This window comes from Nocardioides albidus (genome assembly GCF_006335005.1).
In the GTDB taxonomy this organism is placed as follows: domain Bacteria; phylum Actinomycetota; class Actinomycetes; order Propionibacteriales; family Nocardioidaceae; genus Nocardioides; species Nocardioides albidus.
The window spans coordinates 31891-51311 of sequence record NZ_VDMP01000012.1 but is presented as its reverse complement, the minus strand read 5'-3'; the positions used below and the strand labels follow the sequence as shown (position 1 = coordinate 51311).

The following is a 19421-nucleotide window of genomic DNA, read 5'->3' as shown; positions in this document are numbered from 1 at the left end:
GAAGCCAACCAGGCCCGCGGCTTCATCGACCTCATGGCGACCCTGACTCCCGACGGTCAAGCCACCTGGTACCCGCTGCAGGGACCGACGCCGCCGGCCTACTCGGTGTCGAACTCGGGCAGGTCCGGCCGGACGTGGTAGTCGCTCGCCTCGCTCACCCACCACGCCGCGGTGGTGCGCAGGCCGGTCGGCGGGTCGAGCGTGCCGGCGCAGATGGAGAGTCGGTCGGGGGCCGATGTGCACGTCCAGAACAGGGACGATCCGCAGCGGGCACAGAATCCGTAGCTCGCCTCCGGGACCGGGGCGTACCACCGCAGCAGGCTCTCGGCGTCGTCGATGTCGACGTCCGCGCGGGCGGCCGAGGTCGCGGCCATGTGATGGCCGGTGAACCTGCGGCAGCGGGCGCAGTGGCAGTCGAGGACGTCGCGCAGCGCGCCGCGGACGGTGTAGGCCACCGAGCCGCACAGGCACCGCCCCCGCGGCTCAGGATCCGGCATCGGCGAGGAGGCCCTCGAGCGCGGACTCCAGTCCGGCGTGGCCGGTGTCGACCACGGTCAGCGGCAGCCCGATCGTGGCGGCCGCCTGCTCGGCGAGCCTCCGCAGCTCGTCGTCGGGCTCCTGGGCGAGCCACACGACGCGGGTGTAGGAGCCGAAGTAGTCGTCACGCAGCTCGGGATAGCGATCCAGACCGAGCTCGCGGACGACGGTGCGCGCGAACGAGCGGACCAGGAAGTCGGTCAGCACGTAGGTGCCCGGCTGGTCCTCGAAGAAGCGCGCCAGCCGCTCGGGGCCGGCGAAGACGTCGTAGCAGTGCAGCCCGGGCAGTCGCTCGACGCCGAGCTCGGCGCACACGGAGTCGAGGGCGCCGTAGGTGCCGCAGTCGGCGTACCCGATCGCGACCCGGTGGCCCTCGGCGAGCAGTCGCTCGGCGAGGGTGCGGACCTGCCCGGCGATGAGGTGCGGCTGGTTGTGCAGCAGCGGCGGCAGGGGATGTACGGCGACCGGCCAGCGCCGCCGGTCCGCGATCTCGGCGGCGGGCTGGGCCAGCGCGCCACAGGCGATGAGGTCCAGCCCGCTCGGGACGCCGGGCTCGGGGTCAGAAGCTGAGCTGGTCGACGAACCGGTCGTTGAAGTCGGGGCGGTCGGAGAGCTCGACATAGGTCACCTCCTGGAGCAGCGCGGCGGCTCCGGCCCGTTCGCGCACCGACAGCAGCGCCATCTTCGCGCCCTCACCGGCCACGTTGCCGGCCGAGACGATGCGCAGCACCGGCAGCTTCGGCACCAGGCCGATGCGGACCGCGGAGGCGGGGGAGATGTAGCTGCCGAACGACCCGGCCATCAGCACCTGCTGCACGTCACGGTGCTCGAGCTCGAGCTCCTCCAGCAGCAGCGTCCAGCCGGTGGAGATCGCTGCCTTCGCGAACTGCAGCTCGCGCACGTCGCGCTGCGAGAGCACGACGCACTCGTCCGCCGGTGCGTCGGGGTGCGGCCGGTGCAGGACGAAGACGCGTTCCTCGCCGATCCGGGTGAGCCGGTCGGCCAGCGCGGGCGCGACCTCGGGTGCCTGCTCGTCGGGGATGAACCGGCCCGAGGAGTCGAGCAGGCCGACCCGCACGAGCTCGGCGACGGCGTCGACCAGCCCCGAGCCGCACAGGCCCTTCGGCTCCACGTCGCCGATCACGCCGAGCTGGACGGCCCGGTCGGGGGCGTCGGGCGTGGTGTCGAGCTTGATCACCTCGATGGCGCCGTCCGCGGCCCGCATGCCGCACTTGATGGCGCCGCCCTCGAACGCCGGACCCGCGGGCGCGGCGGTCGACAGGATCCGGTCGCCGTCGCTGACGACGAGCTCGCAGTTGGTGCCGACGTCGATGAAGAGGCGCGTGCGCTTGTCGCGGTCCATGCCCGTGGCCAGCATGCCGGCGACGATGTCGCCGCCGACGTACGCGCCGAGGGCGGGGAAGAAGACGGCGCGTGCCCGCGGGTGGAGGTCGAGGCCGAGGTCCGTGGCGAGCACCGTCGGCGGCTGGGCGGTGGACATGACGAACGGCGCGACGCCGAGCGGCTCGGGGTCGATGCCGAGGACCAGCGCCGTCATGGTGGCGTTGCCGGCGATCGCGACCTCGTAGACGTGCGCGGGGTCGACCCCGCCTTCGCGGCAGACCTGCTGGGCGAGCTCGCTGAGAGTCGCCGCCGCCGCCTGCTGCAGGCGGGGCAGGGTCGCGGGGTCCATCATCGTGGCGCTGATCCGGGTGATGACGTCGCCGCCGTAGGGCTGCTGCTTGTTGAGCATCGACGCGACGCCCACCGGAGTGCCGAGGGCCACGTCGAGGAGCGTCGCGACGACCGTGGTGGTCCCGAGGTCGAAGGCGATCGCGTAGCGCTGCTCGGTGGTGTCACCGGGCTCGACGTCGACGAGGACCTCGTCGACGATCACCGCGGTCACCTTCCAGTCCGCCGCCCGCACCACGTGCGGGAGGCGGCGCAGGGCGTGCAGGTCGGGCCGGGGCGCGAGGTCGTCGATCGCCCCCAGCAGACGGTCGATGTCGGTGCGCTGGTCGGCCAGATTCGGCTCCTCCAGCTCGACGTACCTCTTCTGCACGGCCGGGCGCAGGATCACCTGGCGCCCGACGCCGACGGTCGCGGCCTTGGGTCGCGTGGTCAGCGGAGGCACGGTGACCTTGAGATCGCGCGTGGCCTGCACCAGGCAGGCCAGGCGCCAGCCCGCGTCGATCTGGTCGCGCGTGAAGGTGCGCACGTCGTGGCGCGAGATCGGCGTCGACGTGTCGACGCGCACCTTGCACTTGTGGCAGGTGCCGTGGCCTCCGCAGGTGGAGTCGATGGCGATGCCGTTCCACGACGCGGAGTCGAACACCGTCACCCCCGGAGGCACCCGGACGCTGCGCTGGTTCGGCGGCGCGCCGCCGGAGTCCTCGACGGTGAACGAGAGCTCCACGCGCCCGGTGCCGTCGTGGGGGACGATCTCCGCGCCGGGACTCGTCATCAGCCCCTCGCGGCGCAGGTGCTCGACCGAGTACCCGTCCTCCTCGACGACCTCGGCGGGGTCCTCGGCGGGGTCCTCGGTGGTGTCCCCGGGGTCGGTGCTCACGCCGTCGCGGCCTGCCGGGCCCGGTGGGCCGCGATCCACGAGCCGCCCCACTCGTCGTGACCCAGCAGCAGGTCGGCGGCCTTGACCGCCTCGACGATCTCGGGGGTCCGGGTGTCCATGATCGCGGAGGTCAGGCCCGCCTGCATGGCCATCGGCAGGAAGGCCGAGCCGAGGGCGTGCCGCGAGGGCATGCCGAAGGAGACGTTGGAGGCTCCGCAGGTCATGTTGACGCCGAACTCGTCACGGATGCGCCGGACCGTCTCGAAGAAGGTCAGCGCGACCGACCCGTCGGCGCCGATCGGCATGGCGAGCGGGTCGATGACGATGTCCGCGGCGGCGATGCCGTACTCCTTGGTCGCGACCTCGATGATCTTGCGGGTCAGCGTGATCCGCTTCTCCACCTCCATCGGGATCTCGTCCTCGTCGTTGGGGAGGGCGATGATCGCGGCGTCGTACTTCTTGACCAGCGGCAGGATCTGCGCCATCCGGTCGTCCTCGGCGGTGATCGAGTTGACCAGCGCGCGGCCCTGGTAGACCGACAGCCCGGCTTCGAGCGCCTCCACGACGGAGGAGTCGATGCAGATCGGCTTGTCGGTCAGGCCCTGGACCATGGTGATCGCCTTGGCCAGCAGGTCCGCCTCGTCGGTGAGCGGGACGCCCATGTTGATGTCGAGGACGTCGGCGCCGCCCTCGACCTGGGCCTTGACGTCGCGCTCGATCGCGGACAGGTCACCGGCGCGCAGCTGCTCCTGGAAGATGCGGCGGCCGGTCGGGTTGATCCGCTCGCCGATCAGGCAGAAGCGGGTGTCGTGACCGATCACGACCTCCTGGGTCGCCGAGCGGAGGCGGGTCTCGAGCCGGGGAGCGGGGTTCGTCATCAGGCCGGCACCTTCGAGCGCTTCTCGTGCAGCAGCGCCTTGGCGCGCTTCACGGTCTGGGAGGCGTCGGCGGCGTAGCCGTCGGCCCCGACCGCGTCGGCGTACTCCTGGGTGACCGGTGCGCCGCCGACCATGACGATGACGTCGTTGCGCAGCCCGGCCTTCTCGAGGGCGTTCATGTTGGCCTTGAACATCGGCATCGTGGTGGTGAGGAAGGCGGAGAAGCCGACGATGTCGGGCTGGTGCTCCTCGATCGCGGAGACGAACTTCTCCGGTGCGACCTGGACGCCGAGGTCGATCACCTCGAAGCCGGCGCCCTCGAGCATGATGTTGACCAGGTTCTTGCCGATGTCGTGGACGTCGCCCTTGACGGTGCCCATCAGGAACTTGCCGACGGTCTCGACACCGGTCTCGGCGAGCAGCGGGCGCAGCCGCTCCATCGCCCCCGCCATCGCCCGACCGGCGATGAGCATCTCGGGCACGAAGAAGTCGCCGCGCTCGAAGCGGGCGCCGACCTCCTCCAGCGAGGGGATGAGCGCGTCGAAGAGCAGCGTCTGCGGCTCCATGTCGAGCGTCAACCCCTCCTCGGTGAGCTCGAGCACGCGGGGAGCGTTGCCGACCAGGGTCTCGTCGTACAAGGCTTGAAGGATCTCTTCTGGGGTCATGCCACGCCCTCCTTGCGCGTGTGCCGACGCAGCAGCCCGGATAGCTGCTGCGCTCGGTCGCTCATCTTTCGTCCGATCTCGTCGCGCCGATCGGTCAGTCGCGGGCTCGGCCCCGAGATGCCGAGGGCCGCGACGACCTCGCCGCCGCTGCCGCGCACGGGTACGGCGATGCCCGACAGCCCGATCTCCAGCTCGTCGACGGTCCCGGCCCAGCCGCGGCGCACCACCTGCGCGAGCTCGCGCTGCAGTGCCTCGCGGTCGGTGATCGTGTGGGGCGTCAGCTCCTCGAGCCGGCCCTCCGGCAGGTCCACCACGCCGTGGGCGAGCAGGACCTTGCCCAGCGCCGAGCAGTGCGCGGGCACGTCCTCGGCGGTCCAGTCGCGGGTGCCGAGCAGGTACGTCGAGTCGACCTGGGCGACCTGGACGACGCGATCCCCGCGGCACACCGAGAGGTTGACCGTCTCGCCGGTGTCGGCGCCGACCCGCTCCATCGTGGGGCCGGCCAGGCGCACCAGCTCCTCCCACGGGTCGTGGCGAGCGGCGTACAGCCAGAACAGCGGGCCGGCGACATAGGAGCCGGAGTCGTTGCGCTCGAGCAGCTCGACGCGCTCGAGGGCGGTCAGCATCCGCGAGGTCGTCGACTTGGGCAGCCCGCACGCCTCCTGGAGGTCGGCGAAGGTCAGCGGCTCGTCGGCGCGCACCACGGTCGCCACCAGCAGCGCGGCGCGGTCGACCGCCTGCGTGCCGGTGCTCGGCTGAGGGCTCATCGGGTGCTCACCGGAGGTTCCAATCGCGCGACAAAGAGTTCCATGATGTGGGACTACGTTCCCATATGATGAGGCTAGGATGCGGAGCGATCCCGGTCAAGGATCGTTTCCGAAGACGTTCCACCACGACCGGCCCGCTCGCCCCCAGGAGGCTCGATGTTCCAGAACCGGATGCCGCGCTACGAGGTGCTCTCCGCCGAAGCGATGGCCACCCTCGACAAGGGGTGGCGCAAGCTGATGACCGAGATCGGCGTCGAGTTCATGGACGAGCGCGCCCTCGAGCTGTTCCGCAAGGCGGGCCAGCGGGTGGAGGACAACACCGTCTTCCTCGACCCCGACTTCGTCCTGGAGCAGGTCGCCAAGGCGCCTTCAGAGTTCGACGTCCAGGCGCGCAACCCCGCCAACAACATCCACATCGGCGGCGACTCGATGGCGTTCGGGGCGGTCTACGGTCCGCCGTTCGTGCGCCAGGGCGAGGTGCGACGCGACGCCACGATGGACGACTTCACCAACTTCACGAAGCTCGCCCAGTCGTTCCCGGTGCTCGACTCCGCCGGCGGCGTGATCTGCGAGCCCAACGACACCCCGCTCGACAGCCGTCACCTCGACATGACCTACGCCCTCCAGACGCTGACCGACAAGGTCTACATGGGCAACGTCGTCTCCGGCGTCAACGCCGCCGACACGCTGGCGATGACCTCGATCCTCTTCGGCTCCCGCGAGGCGATCGAGCAGACCCCGGCGACCATCTCGCTGATCAACTGCAACTCGCCGCTGCGCTGGGACGACCGGATGCTCGAGGCCCAGTTCGAGTACTCCGGCGCCGGACAGCCGGTCGTGCTCACGCCGTTCATCCTGATGGGCGCGATGTCGCCGGTGACCATCCCGGCCGCCCTGGTGCAGCAGATCGTCGAGGCGCTGTCCGGCATCACGCTGTCCCAGCTGATCCGGCCCGGCACCCCGGTGATCTTCGGGTCCTTCCTCTCCAACATCGACATGCAGTCGGGCTCGCCGACCTTCGGCACCCCGGAGTCCGGACTCGGCCTGCTGTGCACCGGCCAGATCGCCCGCCACTTCGGGCTGCCCTTCCGCACCGGCGGCGGGCTGACCTCCTCGCAGGTCGCCGACGCGCAGGCCGGCTACGAGGCGCTGATGACGATGATGCCGACCTTCCTCGCGGGCGCGAACTGGGTCATGCACTCGGCGGGCTGGCTCGAGGGCGGTCTCGTCGCGGGCTACGAGAAGTTCATCGTCGACATCGAGCTGCTGCAGATGATGCGCGCGGAGTTCACCCCGCTCGAGATCGACGAGGAGTCGATGGCCTTCGGCGCCCACGAGGAGGTCGGGCACGGCGGCCACTTCCTCGGCGCGATGCACACCATGGAGCGCTTCCGCGACTGCTTCTACCGTCCGCTGCTCTCGTCCTCGGAGAACTACGAGCGCTGGATGCGCAACGGCGGCAAGGACGCCAACGCGCGTGCGGAGGAGATCTACCGCAAGAAGCTCGAGGAGTACGAGGCGCCGCCGCTGGACGCCGCGATCGAGGAGGAGTTGCGTGAGTACGTCGTCCGCCGCCGTGCCGAGCTCGGCGACTGACGGGGGAGGCGGCGCCATGGCCTTCGCCACCACCCAGGACGCCCCCCGCGCGAGCGCCCCCTCGGGCGACTACGTCCTGGTCCTGACCTGTCCTGACCGTCCCGGGGTGGTCCACGCCGTCTCCGGCTTCCTGGTCCGCCACGGCGGCAACATCATCGAGAGCCAGCAGTTCGGCGACCAGCTGACGGGCCGCTTCTTCATGCGCCTGGACTTCGAGGTCCCGGGCACGGGGGAGGAGCAGGTCGGCCTCGAGGAGCTGCGCCGCGACTTCGCCGAGGTCGCCTCCGGCTTCGAGATGACCTTCGAGCTGTGGGACGCGCGGGCGCCGTACCGCACCCTGATCATGGTGTCCAAGCACCTGCACTGCCTCAACGACCTGCTCTTCCGCCACAGCACCGGGTCGCTGCAGATCGAGATCCCGGTGGTGGTGTCCAACCACCTCGACGCCGAGCCGCTGGTGCGCGCCCACGGGCTCGACTTCGTGCACATCCCGGTCACCGCGGACACCAAGCAGGAGGCCGAGGACCGGCTGCGCGAGCTGGTCGCCAAGCACGAGGTCGACCTGGTCGTGCTGGCGCGCTACATGCAGGTGCTCTCCGACAGCCTGTGCTCCGACCTCGCCGGCCGCGCCATCAACATCCACCACTCGTTCCTGCCGAGCTTCAAGGGCGCCAAGCCCTACCACCAGGCGTTCGACCGCGGGGTGAAGCTGGTGGGCGCGACGGCGCACTACGTGACCGCGGACCTCGACGAGGGCCCGATCATCGAGCAGGACGTCGTCCGCGTCGACCACGGGTTCAACCAGGACCAGCTGGTCACCGCGGGCCGCGATGTCGAGGCCCAGGTGCTCTCCCGGGCGGTGCGCTGGCACGCCGAGTCGCGGGTCCTGCTCAACGGCCACCGCACCGTCGTCTTCCGCTGACCGCTGCCCCGCAACAGCGAGGCCCCTTGACGTGTTCCGTAGAGGGCCTAGTGTTGCGCCATGGGCAACAGTGAGGCGGCGACGGTCCAGTCGGTCGACCGCGCGCTGACCATCTTGGAGGTCCTCGCCCGGCTCGGCACGGCGGGGGTCACCGAGATCGCCGCCGAGCTCGACGTCCACAAGTCGACGGCGTTCCGGCTGGTCTCCACCCTCGAGACGCACCGGCTCGTCGAGCAGGCCGGCGACCGCGGCCGCTACTCGCTCGGCGTCGGGCTGCTGCGCCTCGCGGGCGCCACGACCGCCCGCCTGGACCTGGTCCAGGAGGCGCGGCCCATCACGCGCCAGCTCGCGGCGGACACCGGCGAGACCGTCAACATCACCGTGCGCGCCGAGCACGCCGCGCTCTACCTCGACCAGGTCGCCGGCTCCTCGGCCCTGCAGTCCCACAACTGGGTGGGCCAGCACATCCCGCTCCACGCGACCAGCAACGGCAAGGTGCTGCTCAGCGAGTTGACGCCCGAGGAGCTTGCCGACGTCATCGGCTCGCTCGCGCGGTTCACGCCGGCCACCATCACCCGCAAGGCGCAACTGCGCGAGGAGCTGGAGCGGATCCGCGAGCAGGGCTATGCGCTCGCCGTCGACGAGCTCGAGGTCGGCCTGACCGCCGTGGCCGCGCCGATCCGCAACGCCCACGGCGACATCATCGCTTCGATCAGCGTGTCGGGACCGACCTTCCGGCTCTCGGATGAGCGGCTGGACACCGTGATCGAGCAGTGCCTGGCCGCCGCCGAGGAGATCTCCCACCGACTGGGCTGGGGGCTGCGCCAGTGAACCCGGGGCGGACGGGGTCCTTGACGGGAGCAGCCGAGCACAGCATTCTCAGACCGTTGCGCAACAAGAAGTGATTTGCGTCATACGCAACATCGTCCAGTGAGCGGGGGGCCTCCGTGCCGAATCTGTACGTCGACGGGGAGTGGCGCGCCGCCGCCGCGGGCGGGCGGAGGGAGATCCGCTGTCCCGCCGACGGCACCCTGGTCGCCGAGGTCGACGAGGCGTCGTCGGAGGACACCCTGGCGGCGATCGCCGCCGCCCACCGTGCCTTCCACGACGGACCCTGGCCGCACACCCCCGCCCGCGAGCGCGGTGACCTGCTGCTGCGCGTGGCCGACCTGCTCGTGCGCGACAAGGACGCGCTGGCCCGGATGGAGTCGCTCGACACCGGCAAGCGCCTCGTCGAGTCGGAGTACGACATCGACGACATCGTCGGCGTCTTCCGCCACTACGGTCGCATCGCCGCCGAGGACGCCGGCCGTGTCGTCGACACCGGGAACCCCGATGTCGTCAGCCGGATCGTGCACGAGCCGATCGGTGTCTGCGGCCTGATCGCTCCGTGGAACTACCCGCTGCTCCAGGTCTCCTGGAAGGTCGCACCGTGCCTGGCCGCCGGCAACACCTTCGTGCTCAAGCCGAGCGAGCTCACGCCGCACACCTCGATCCACCTGATGCGACTGCTCGAGGAGGCGGGACTGCCGGCGGGTGTCGGCAACCTCGTCCTCGGCGCCGGCCCCGACGCCGGCGCCCCGCTCTCGGAGGACCCCCGCGTCGACCTGGTCTCGTTCACCGGCGGTCTGGTCACCGGCAAGCGCCTGATGGCTGCGGCTGCGGGCACGGTCAAGAAGGTCGCCCTCGAGCTGGGCGGCAAGAACCCCAACATCGTCTTCGCCGACGCCGACCTCGACGTGGCCCTGGACTTCGCGCTCACCGCCGTCTTCCTGCACTCCGGGCAGGTCTGCTCGGCCGGTGCCCGCCTGCTGGTCGAGGAGTCGATCCACGACTCGTTCGTCGACGCCCTCGTCGAGCGCGCCGGCCGGATCCGGCTGGGCGGGCCGTTCGACGAGAAGGCCGAGACCGGTCCGCTGACCAGCGCCGCCCATCGCGACAAGGTCGAGGCGTACGTCGCCGCAGGGCTGGCCGAGGGCGCCGTACTGCGCTGCGGCGGCCGACGTCCCGACACCGCGGAGCAGCCCGAGCTGGCCGACGGGTTCTACTACCTGCCGACCGTGCTCGACGGGTGTCGCAGCGACATGTCGGTGACCCAGGACGAGTCCTTCGGGCCGGTCCTGACCGTCGAGACGTTCTCCGACGAGGACGAGGCGGTCCGCATCGCCAACGACAGCATCTACGGCCTGGCCGGCGCGGTGTGGACCCAGGACGCCGGCAGGGGCCAGCGCGTCGCTGCTCGGCTGCGGATGGGCACGGTGTGGATCAACGACTACCACCCCTATGTGCCGCAGGCCGAGTGGGGCGGGTTCAAGCAGTCCGGCACCGGGCGCGAGCTCGGGCTGGCCGGACTCGAGGAGTACCGCGAGACCAAGCACGTGTGGCACAACATCCGACCGGCCGAGCAGCGCTGGTTCGCGGGATAGCCGGAGAGAGGTACGACGTCGCCATGGGCGCAGACCGATACGACTACGTCATCGTGGGCGGTGGCTCGGCCGGGTGCGCCCTGGCCAACCGCCTCTCGGCCGATCCCGGGACGAGCGTCCTCCTGCTGGAGGCGGGCCGCTCCGACTACAAGATCGACCCGTTCATCCACATGCCGGCGGCGCTGCCGATCCCGATCGGCAACCGGCTCTACGACTGGAAGTACGAGACCGATCCCGAGCCCCACATGGGCGGTCGCCGGGTGTTCCACGCCCGCGGCAAGGTGCTCGGCGGCTCGAGCAGCATCAACGGGATGATCTTCCAGCGGGGCAACCCGATGGACTACGAGCGCTGGGCGCGCGACCCGGGCATGGAGAGCTGGGACTACCTGCACTGCCTGCCCTACTTCAAGCGGATGGAGACCCGCTACCTCGCCGACGGCGGCGTCGGCGCCGACGACTGGCGCGGCGGCGACGGTCCGCTGCGGCTCGAGCAGGGGCCGGCGACGAACCCGCTGTTCGCGGCCTTCTTCGCGGCCGCCCAGGAGGCGGGCTACCCGTTGACCGACGACGTCAACGGCTACCGCCAGGAGGGCTTCGCCCGCTTCGACCGCAACGTCTACCGCGGACGGCGCTGGTCGGCCGCCCGCGCCTACCTCCACCCGGTGAAGAGCCGCAAGAACCTCACCGTGAAGACCTACGCGTTCGTCACCAAGGTCAACTTCGAGGGCAAGCGCGCCGTGGGCGTCGACTACTCGCAGGCGCGGCGCAACCACACCGTGCGGGCCGGCGAGGTCATCCTCAGCGGGGGAGCGATCAACACCCCGCAGCTGCTGCAGCTCTCCGGCGTCGGCGACGAGGCGCTGCTGCGTCAGCACGGCATCCCGGTCGTGCACCACCTGCCGGGCGTGGGGGAGAACCTCCAGGACCACCTCGAGGTCTACATCCAGTACGCCTCCAAGCAGCCGGTCTCGATCGCGCCGGGCCTGCGCTACCGCGAGCGCCCGAAGATCGGCTACCAGTGGCTCTTCCACCGCAGCGGCCTCGGCGCGACCAACCACTTCGAGGGCGGCGGCTTCTGCCGCAGCAACGACGAGGTCGACTACCCGAACCTGATGTTCCACTTCCTGCCGATCGCCATCCGGTACGACGGCTCCGCGCCGGAGAACCTCGAGAAGGGTGCCCACGGCTACCAGGTCCACATCGGCCCGATGTACGCCGACACCCGGGGCTGGGTGCGGATCAGGAGCGCCGACCCGCGGGTGCACCCGAGCATGCAGTTCAACTACCTCTCGACGCCGACCGACCGCAAGGAGTGGGTCGAGGCCGTGCGCGTGGCCCGCGACATCCTCAACCAGCCCGCGTTCGCGCCGTACAACGCCGGCGAGCTCTCGCCGGGCCCGTCGGTCGAGACCGACGACGAGATCCTCGAGTGGGTCCGCAAGGACGCCGAGACCGCCCTGCACCCCTCGTGCACCGCGAAGATGGGCATCGACGACATGGCGGTCGTCGACCCCACCTCGATGAGGGTCCACGGCACCGAGGGCCTGCGCGTGGTCGACGCGTCGGTCTTCCCCTATGTCACCAACGGCAACATCTACGCGCCGGTGATGATGGTGGCCGAGAAGGCCGCCGACCTGATCGCGGGCAACACACCGCTTCCCGCGCTCGACGTGCCCTACTACCGCTACCGGGACGGCATGCCCCTGCATCCCCCCGGCGACAGCCGCAACCGTGAGGAGGCCACATGAGCGTGGCGATCGAGACGGGCGCCGGGACACCGACGTCCTCGGAACAGAGCGCGCTGTCGGTGCGCAACCTGTGGAAGATCTTCGGTCCGCGTGCGGACAAGATCGTCGGCACGCCCGACGCGGAGCTCTCCCGCGCCGAGCTGAAGGCGAAGACCGGCTGCGTCGCGGGCGTCAAGGACGTGTCGTTCGAGGTCGCGCCCGGCGAGGTGTTCGTGGTCATGGGCCTGTCGGGCTCGGGGAAGTCGACCCTGGTCCGCTGCCTGACCCGGCTGATCGAGCCGACCGCCGGGACCGTCGAGATCGACGGGATCGACGTCACCACGGCCAACGAGGCCCAGTTGCGCGACCTGCGCCGCAACCGGGTGTCCATGGTCTTCCAGCACTTCGGGCTGCTGCCGCACCGCCAGGTGATCGACAACATCGCCTACGGCCTGGAGATCCGCGGCATGAAGAAGAAGGAGCGGCGGGCCAAGGCCGAGGAGGTGGTGTCCCTGGTCGGACTCGACGGCTTCTCGCGCTCCTACCCCGACCAGCTCTCCGGCGGCATGCAGCAGCGCGTCGGCCTGGCGCGCGCCCTCGCCGGGGATCCGAGCATCCTGCTGTTCGACGAGCCGTTCTCCGCGCTGGACCCGCTGATCCGCCGCGACATGCAGAACGAGGTGATCCGGCTCCACCGCGACCTCGGCAAGACGATGGTCTTCATCACCCACGACCTGCAGGAGGCGCTCAAGCTGGGCGACCGGATCCTGATCATGCGCGACGGCGAGATCGTCCAGATCGGCGCGCCGGACGAGGTCGTGGGCGCACCGGTCGACGACTACGTCCGCGACTTCGTCTCCGAGGTGCCCCGCTCCCACGTGCTGACCCTGAGGTGGGTCATGCGGGATCCGCGTCCCGACGACTCCATGGACGGCCCGGTGATGTCCTGCGACACCATCGTGCGCCAGGCCGCGAAGGCCGCGCTCGCCTCCGAGCACCCGGTCCGGGTCGTCGACGAGAACGAGCGACTCATCGGGATCGTCGACGACGACGCCATCCTGCGGGTCGTGGTCGCGGAGGAGGAGGCGCACCAGTGAGCGCCACCCTCGCCCCAGCCGCCCCCGCCTCGTCGGCGCCCGAGCCCGAGGAGAGGGGACGCTCCCTCGCGAGCATCCCGCGCTGGATGTGGGCGCTGGGCGTGATCGTGCTCTGGCTGGCCGTCTGGGCGCTCACCAAGGGCAACGACACCCTCGTCCCCGCGGGGCGCGAGCTCACCGATGTGCAGAAGTCGCTCGGCGGCTTCCGCGACGACATCCTGGCCAGCCGCACCGACAATCCGCTCATCCAGTTCACCTACGACCTCGGCTCGGGGTTCACCTCGGTCGTCGACTGGTTCCAGCGGCTGCTCTCGATCCCCGACTTCCCCCGCCCGGTGCCCCAGATCGGCTGGCTGGGCGTCACCGCCGTCGCCACGTGGGTGGGACTGGCGATCGCCGGCTGGCGGATCGCGGTCCTGGTCGCCGTCTCGTTCCTCTCCTTCGGCCTCTTCGGCTACTGGAGCGACGCGATCGACCTGCTCATCGTCACCTTCGTGGCCGTCGGCGTCTCGGTGCTCATCGGGATGCCGCTCGCGGTCATGGTCGGCACGGGCAACCGCGCGGTCAACGCGGTCACCAACACGGTGCTCGACATCTTCCAGACCATGCCGACCTTCGTCTACCTGCTGCCGATCGTCCTCTTCTTCGGCATCGGCGCCGCAGGAGCGGTGGTCTGCACGTTGGTCTATGCCCTGCCGCCGATCATCCGCATCGCCGGCCACGGCATCCGCAACGTCTCCGAGACGACCATCGAGGCGACCGACTCCGCCGGGCAGACCTGGTGGCAGCGACTCACCAAGGTGCAGCTGCCGATGGCGCGCAAGACGATCGTGGTCGGGCTCAACCAGACGATCATGGCGGCGCTGTCGATGGCCACCATCGCGTCGTACGTCGACGGCCCGGGACTGGGCCGTCCGGTGCTGGACGCGCTGGTGAAGAACGACGTCGGCGGCGCGTTCGTGCCCGGCATGCTGATCGTGGTGATGGCGGTGATGCTCGACCGCTCGACGACCGCGGCCAGCGAGTACTCCGAGATCGCCGCACGAGGCGGCCTCGACCTGCGGCTGCGCCGGATCGTGCTCGCCGCGACCGCCGTACCCGTCCTCGTCGCCATCTACCTCTCGCGCACCTACCCCTGGGCCGCCGAGCTCTCGGACCTGGGCTGGACGCCGAAGGTCGCCGACGCGGTGGACAGCTTCTTCGTGTGGTTCACCGACTCCTTCCGCGGCGCCACGCAGGGCTTCAAGGACCTGATCAGCTCGCTGCTGCTGAACCCCCTGCAGTCCCTCCTGGCCGAGTCGCCGTGGTGGCTGGCCGCCGGCGCGCTGCTCGCGCTCACGGTGGTCTTCGGCGGCGTCCGCGCCCTCGTGCCCACGGTGATCTGCATCGCCGGCCTGCTCTACTTCGGCCTGTGGCACGACGCCATGGTCACCCTCAACATGACCCTGGTCGGCACCGTCCTGGTGATGCTGCTGGCCGTGGTCTTCGGCGTGGCGATGGCGCGCCGCCGCGGGATCGACCTCGTCCTCCGCCCGATCCTCGACGCCGGGCAGACCATCCCGCCGTTCGTCTACCTGATCCCGGTCCTGGCCCTCTTCGGCCCGACCCGGTTCACCGCGATCGTCGCGGGTGTCGTGTACGCCGCGCCGGTCGCGATCAAGCTCGTCGCCGACGGGGTCAAGGCGGTCTCCCCGTCGACGATCGAGGCGGGCCGCTCCACGGGCTCGACCCGGTGGCAGGAGATCACCAAGGTCCAGCTCCCGATGGCTCGCGCGTCGCTGGTCCTCGCGGCGAATCAGGGTCTGCTCTACGTCCTGGCGATGGCGGTCATCGGTGGCCTGGTCGGCGCCGGTGCGCTCGGCTACGACGTCGTGCTCGGCTTCGCCCGCTCGGAGGAATGGGGCAAGGGAGCCGCGGCCGGCATCAGCATCGTCCTGCTCGGGATCATGATCGACCGCATCGCCCGCGCGGCGGCGCGCGACACGGCGCGGTAGCGCTTCCCCCAGCCAGCCTCACGGACACCAACAACCAAGGAGACACCATGCACCACCCAAGGAAGAAGGCGGCAGGACTCGCCTCGGTTGCGGCGTCCATGACGCTCCTGCTCGCCGCCTGCGGCGGCGGGACGATCAGCGACGAGACCAAGAAGAACGAGGCCAATGCCGGGAGCGCCGGCGAGTGCGGTGAGATCAACATGGCGGTGAACCCGTGGGTGGGCTACGAGGCCAGCGCCTACGTGGTCGGCCAGGTCGCCACCGAGAAGCTCGGCTGCAAGGTCAACTACAAGAACCTCAAGGAGGACGTCTCCTGGCAGGGCTTCGGCACCGGTGATGTCGACGTCGTCATCGAGGACTGGGGCCACCCGGACCTGGAGAAGAAGTTCTTCGAGGGCGAGGGTGACGGGAGCGCGATGGACGGCGGGCCGAACGGCAACGTCGGAATCATCGGCTGGTACGTCCCGCCGTGGCTCGCGGAGGCGCACCCGGACATCCTCGACCACAAGAACCTCAACAAGTACGCCAAGCAGTTCGCCACCTCCGAGTCGGGCGGCAAGGGACAGTTCCTCGGGGCGGACCCGTCGTACGTCCAGTTCGACGAGGCGATCATCAGCAACCTCGGACTCGACTTCAAGGTCGTCTTCTCCGGCAGCGAGGCGGCGAGCATCACCGCCTTCCAGCAGGCCGAGAAGAACAAGGAGTTCCTGATCGGCTACTTCTACGAGCCGCAGTGGCTCTTCGCCGACGTCCCGCTGGAGAAGGTCGCCCTGCCGCCCTACACCGACGGCTGCCAGGACGACCCGGCGAAGGTCGCCTGCGACTACCCCGAGACCGAGCTCAAGAAGATCCTGTCGACCTCGTGGGTCGAGGAGGGCGGCCCCGGCGTCACCCTGGTCCAGAACTTCCAGTGGACCAACGACGACCAGAACCAGGTCGCCAAGTACATCTCCGAGGACAAGATGAAGCCCGAGGAGGCCGCCGCCAAGTGGATCGCGGACAACGAGGACAAGGTCGACGCCTGGCTCCAGTGACCCGCTGACCACGCCGCGCCCGGCCGGGCATTGACACCCGGCCGGGCGCGGGTGATTCTAGACTTGTCTCGCATCACGCATTCTGTTGCTTAATACGCAACATCGGCCCCCCGCTCAACCTCTAAGGAATCCCATGGCCACCGTCCCCACCTCCGCCGGCGTCGTCGTGATCGGCGCGGGCATCGTCGGCAACAGCCTCGTGCACCACCTCACGCGGCTGGGCTGGCGCGACATCGTGCAGATCGACAAGGGTGCGCTGCCCAATCCGGGCGGCTCGACCGGCCACGCGTCGAACTTCATCTTCCCCGTCGACCACTCCCGCGAGATCACCGATCTGACGCTCGACTCGGTGCGGCAGTACCAGGAGATGGGCGTCTTCACGCAGTCCGGCGGCTTCGAGATCGCGCGCACCGAGGAGCGGATGGAGGAGCTGCGCCGGCGCATGTCGAGCGCCAAGGCGTGGGGGATCGAGGCCGAGCTGGTCTCGCCGGAGTTCGTGAAGGAGAAGGTGCCCTTCATCGAGACCGACCAGTTCATCGGCGCGTTCTGGACGCCCAGCGTCGGCGTCGTCGACTCGCTGCGGGCCGGCACGATCATGCGCGAGAAGGCGCTCGCGACCGGTGAGCTGACCGTCGTCCCGACGGTCGAGGTGATCGGCATGGATGTCGAGGACGGGCGGATCCGCCGGGTGCGCACCGACGGCGGCGACATCGAGACGGAGTACGTCGTGATCGCGGCCGGCGTGTGGAGCCCCAAGCTCGGCGACATGGCCGGTGTGAGCATCCCGCTGACCCCCGCCGTGCACCAGATGATCAGCGTCGGCCCCTGCCCGCAGCTGGCCGAGCGCGAGGGCGAGATCTCCTTCCCGATCGTCCGCGACATGGACACCTTCTGCTACGAGCGCCAGCACGGCGCCGACATGGAGGTCGGCTCCTACGCCCACCGCGCGATCCTGCACGAGCCGGAGGACATCCCCTCGATCGAGCAGTCCAAGCTGTCGCCGACCGAGCTGCCCTTCACCTCCGAGGACTTCGACCCGCAGCTCGAGCAGGCCTACGAGCTGATGCCGGAGCTGCTCGGCGCCGAGGGCGCGGAGATGCGCTACGCCATCAACGGCCTGCTGTCGCTGACCTGCGACGGCGCGCCCATCCTGGGCGAGAGCCACGTCAAGGGCCTGTGGACCGCCTCCGCGGTGTGGATCAAGGAGGGACCGGGCGTCGGTCGCGCGGTCGCCGAGTGGATGACCCAGGGCTACTCCGAGATCGACATCCACCACAGCGACATCGCCCGCTTCCACCCCCACCAGATGCGCCGCGAGCACACCCGGCTGCGCACCACCGAGTCGTTCATCAAGACCTACGGCATCGTCCACCCGGCCGAGCAGTACGAGTCCGACCGCGACCAGCGCCTCGCCCCGATGCACGAGTCGCAGAAGAAGCTCGGCGCCTTCTTCTTCGAGACCGCCGGCTGGGAGCGGCCGCACTGGTACGAGTCCAACGCCCCGCTGCTGGAGGTGTACGGCGACGCCGTGATGCCGCGCGAGCACGAGTGGGACGCCCGCTGGTGGAGCCCGATCATCAACGCCGAGCACCTGCGGATGCGCGAGGCCGCCGGCGTCATCGACCTCTCCGCGTTCGCGATCTTCGACATCACCGGACCGGGCGCCCTCGACACCGTGCAGCGCACCTGCGTGGCCCAGTGCGACGTCGCGGTCGGCAAGGTCATCTACACCCCGGTCCTCAACGCCAACGGCGGCTTCCTCTCCGACCTCACGGTCATGCGCCTGGGCGAGGACCACTTCCGGGTCGTCACCGGTGGCGCGCACGGCATGGCCGACCGCAAGACCTTCGGCGACCAGCTGCCCGAGGACGGCGCGACGACGCTCACCGACGTCACCGACCAGGTCTCCACCATCGGCCTGTGGGGTCCGCGGGCGCGCGACATCCTCTCTTCGCTGACCGGTGACGACGTGTCCGACGGCGGCTTCGGCTTCCTGACCTGCCGCGAGATCACCGTCGGCGGCGTCTCCGTGCTCGCCTCGCGGATCTCCTACGTCGGCGAGCTCGGCTGGGAGCTCTACGTCGCCATGGACGACGCGGCCCAGCTGTGGGACGCGTTGCTGCAGGCGGGGGAGCCGCACGGCGCCGTACCCGTCGGCATCGGTGTCTACGGCACCACCGGCCGGCTCGAGAAGGGCTACCGCGCCTACGGCTACGAGCTCGACTCGGAGCGCACCATCGTCGAGGCCGGGATGCAGCGGCCCAAGGTGAAGGCCGCCGACTTCGTCGGCAAGGAGGCCTATCTCGCCCAGCGCGAGCAGGCTCCGGCGGCGGTGCTGTGCACGATGACCGTCGACGACCACACCTCGGCGTCGGGGATCAAGCGCTACATGCTCGGCGGCGAGCCGATCCTGACCCGCGACGGCGGCACCCTGACCGACGGCCACGGCCACCACCCGTATGTCACCAGCGCGGGCTCGGCGCCCTCCCTCGGCAAGCACATCCTGATGGCCTACCTTCCGCCCGACCAGGCGGTGCTCGGCAACGAGCTCGCGGTGTCCTACATGGAGGAGCTCTACCCGGTGACGGTCGCCTCGATCGACGCCACCCCGCTGCTCGACCCCGAGAACGGGCGTCTGCGATGAGCCTCGACGTCCTGGTCTGTGTGAAGCGGGTCGTCGACTCCACCGGCGAGGTCGTGCTGACCGAGGACGGGCAGTCGGTCGACGGGCGCTACGCCGGCTTCACGCTGAGCAACCACGAGGAGTGCGCGATCGAGCTGGCGGTGCAGACCGCCGCCGCCACGGGCGGCAGCGCGTCGGTGTTCACGCTCGGCGACGCGGAGGCGGTCGACCAGCTGCGCTCGGCGCTCGCCGTCGGGTGCACGGCGGCCACCCACGTCGAGACCGACCCCGGCGGCTTCGGTCCGGCCGACGTCGCCCGGGAGATCGCAGCCGTCGTGCGCGACCACGAGGCCGCGGGCCGCCCGCACGACCTGATCCTGCTCGGCAACGACGCCGCCGACACCGGCGACTTCCAGGTCGGCATCCGGCTCGCCTACGAGCTGGGGCGGCCCGTCGTCAACGGCGCCGCCACGATCAGCATCGAGGACGGCGAGGTCGTGGCCAGCGTGAAGGGACCCGAGGGTCGCGAGACCTACCGCGTGCCCCTGCCCGCGGTCGTCACGGTGCTCGAGGGCGGCGTCGAGCC

Annotated in this window: 16 protein-coding genes; 10 read left to right on the top strand and 6 right to left on the bottom strand. The window is 70.3% G+C overall.

The features are described 5' to 3' along the window. Positions 1–98: 98 nt before the first annotated feature. The 6 genes from FHP29_RS01435 to FHP29_RS01410 are packed head-to-tail and all read right to left on the bottom strand — an operon-like array spanning position 99 to position 5416. Positions 99–497 (bottom strand): GFA family protein, encoded by a 399-nt coding sequence (locus FHP29_RS01435; protein WP_139621095.1) that lies wholly within the window; start codon positions 495–497, stop codon positions 99–101. Next, on the bottom strand, positions 484–1158 hold the full coding sequence (locus FHP29_RS01430; protein ID WP_139621094.1) for a DUF1638 domain-containing protein: 675 nt from the start codon (positions 1156–1158) through the stop codon (positions 484–486). Before FHP29_RS01430 ends, FHP29_RS01435 begins: the two co-directional genes overlap by 14 nt. Continuing rightward, the gene (locus FHP29_RS01425) at positions 1097–3106 is read right to left on the bottom strand and encodes an ASKHA domain-containing protein (protein ID WP_205013779.1); all 2010 of its coding nucleotides are present in this window, start codon (positions 3104–3106) and stop codon (positions 1097–1099) included. The genes FHP29_RS01430 and FHP29_RS01425 overlap by 62 nt, the downstream gene beginning before the upstream one ends. Next, the gene (locus FHP29_RS01420; protein ID WP_139621093.1) at positions 3103–3984 is read right to left on the bottom strand and encodes a dihydropteroate synthase; all 882 of its coding nucleotides are present in this window, start codon (positions 3982–3984) and stop codon (positions 3103–3105) included. The genes FHP29_RS01425 and FHP29_RS01420 overlap by 4 nt, the downstream gene beginning before the upstream one ends. Beyond that, the gene (locus FHP29_RS01415) at positions 3984–4649 is read right to left on the bottom strand and encodes a corrinoid protein (RefSeq protein ID WP_139621092.1); all 666 of its coding nucleotides are present in this window, start codon (positions 4647–4649) and stop codon (positions 3984–3986) included. Before FHP29_RS01415 ends, FHP29_RS01420 begins: the two co-directional genes overlap by 1 nt. Continuing rightward, a complete protein-coding gene (locus FHP29_RS01410; protein WP_139621091.1) occupies positions 4646–5416 on the bottom strand; it encodes an IclR family transcriptional regulator in 771 nt (256 codons plus the stop codon). The genes FHP29_RS01415 and FHP29_RS01410 overlap by 4 nt, the downstream gene beginning before the upstream one ends. A 156-nt stretch (positions 5417–5572) precedes the next feature. Between FHP29_RS01410 and FHP29_RS01405 the strand changes: the two genes are divergently transcribed. The 10 genes from FHP29_RS01405 to FHP29_RS01360 form a co-directional block, all read left to right on the top strand. Beyond that, positions 5573–7012 (top strand): trimethylamine methyltransferase family protein, encoded by a 1440-nt coding sequence (locus tag FHP29_RS01405; RefSeq protein WP_139621090.1) that lies wholly within the window; start codon positions 5573–5575, stop codon positions 7010–7012. Then, positions 6972–7934 carry a formyltetrahydrofolate deformylase gene (gene purU / locus FHP29_RS01400; RefSeq protein ID WP_476703655.1) on the top strand — a complete coding sequence of 321 codons (963 nt, stop codon included), beginning with the start codon at positions 6972–6974 and terminating at the stop codon, positions 7932–7934. The genes FHP29_RS01405 and purU overlap by 41 nt, the downstream gene beginning before the upstream one ends. Before the next feature lie 60 nt (positions 7935–7994). Then, the gene (locus FHP29_RS01395) at positions 7995–8765 is read left to right on the top strand and encodes an IclR family transcriptional regulator (protein ID WP_139621089.1); all 771 of its coding nucleotides are present in this window, start codon (positions 7995–7997) and stop codon (positions 8763–8765) included. Between the two features lie 116 nt (positions 8766–8881). Then, positions 8882–10360 carry an aldehyde dehydrogenase family protein gene (locus tag FHP29_RS01390; protein WP_139621088.1) on the top strand — a complete coding sequence of 493 codons (1479 nt, stop codon included), beginning with the start codon at positions 8882–8884 and terminating at the stop codon, positions 10358–10360. Positions 10361–10383: 23 nt separating this feature from the next. Next, complete coding sequence (gene betA, locus FHP29_RS01385; protein ID WP_139621087.1) at positions 10384–12108, top strand: choline dehydrogenase; 1725 nt, start codon at positions 10384–10386, stop codon at positions 12106–12108. Further along, positions 12105–13184, top strand: coding sequence for a quaternary amine ABC transporter ATP-binding protein (locus FHP29_RS01380; protein WP_139621086.1), 1080 nt, complete (start codon positions 12105–12107; stop codon positions 13182–13184). Before betA ends, FHP29_RS01380 begins: the two co-directional genes overlap by 4 nt. Further along, positions 13181–15178 (top strand): ABC transporter permease, encoded by a 1998-nt coding sequence (locus tag FHP29_RS01375; protein ID WP_240044233.1) that lies wholly within the window; start codon positions 13181–13183, stop codon positions 15176–15178. Before FHP29_RS01380 ends, FHP29_RS01375 begins: the two co-directional genes overlap by 4 nt. Positions 15179–15225: 47 nt before the next feature. Next, positions 15226–16212 carry an ABC transporter substrate-binding protein gene (locus FHP29_RS01370; RefSeq protein WP_139621085.1) on the top strand — a complete coding sequence of 329 codons (987 nt, stop codon included), beginning with the start codon at positions 15226–15228 and terminating at the stop codon, positions 16210–16212. 133 nt (positions 16213–16345) lie between these two features. Next, entirely contained in the window at positions 16346–18856 is a 2511-nt protein-coding gene (locus FHP29_RS01365) for a GcvT family protein (RefSeq protein WP_139621084.1), read from the top strand. Continuing rightward, a partial coding sequence (locus FHP29_RS01360; protein WP_205013778.1) for an electron transfer flavoprotein subunit beta/FixA family protein occupies positions 18853–19421 on the top strand: 569 nt, incomplete at its 3' end. The genes FHP29_RS01365 and FHP29_RS01360, both read left to right, overlap by 4 nt.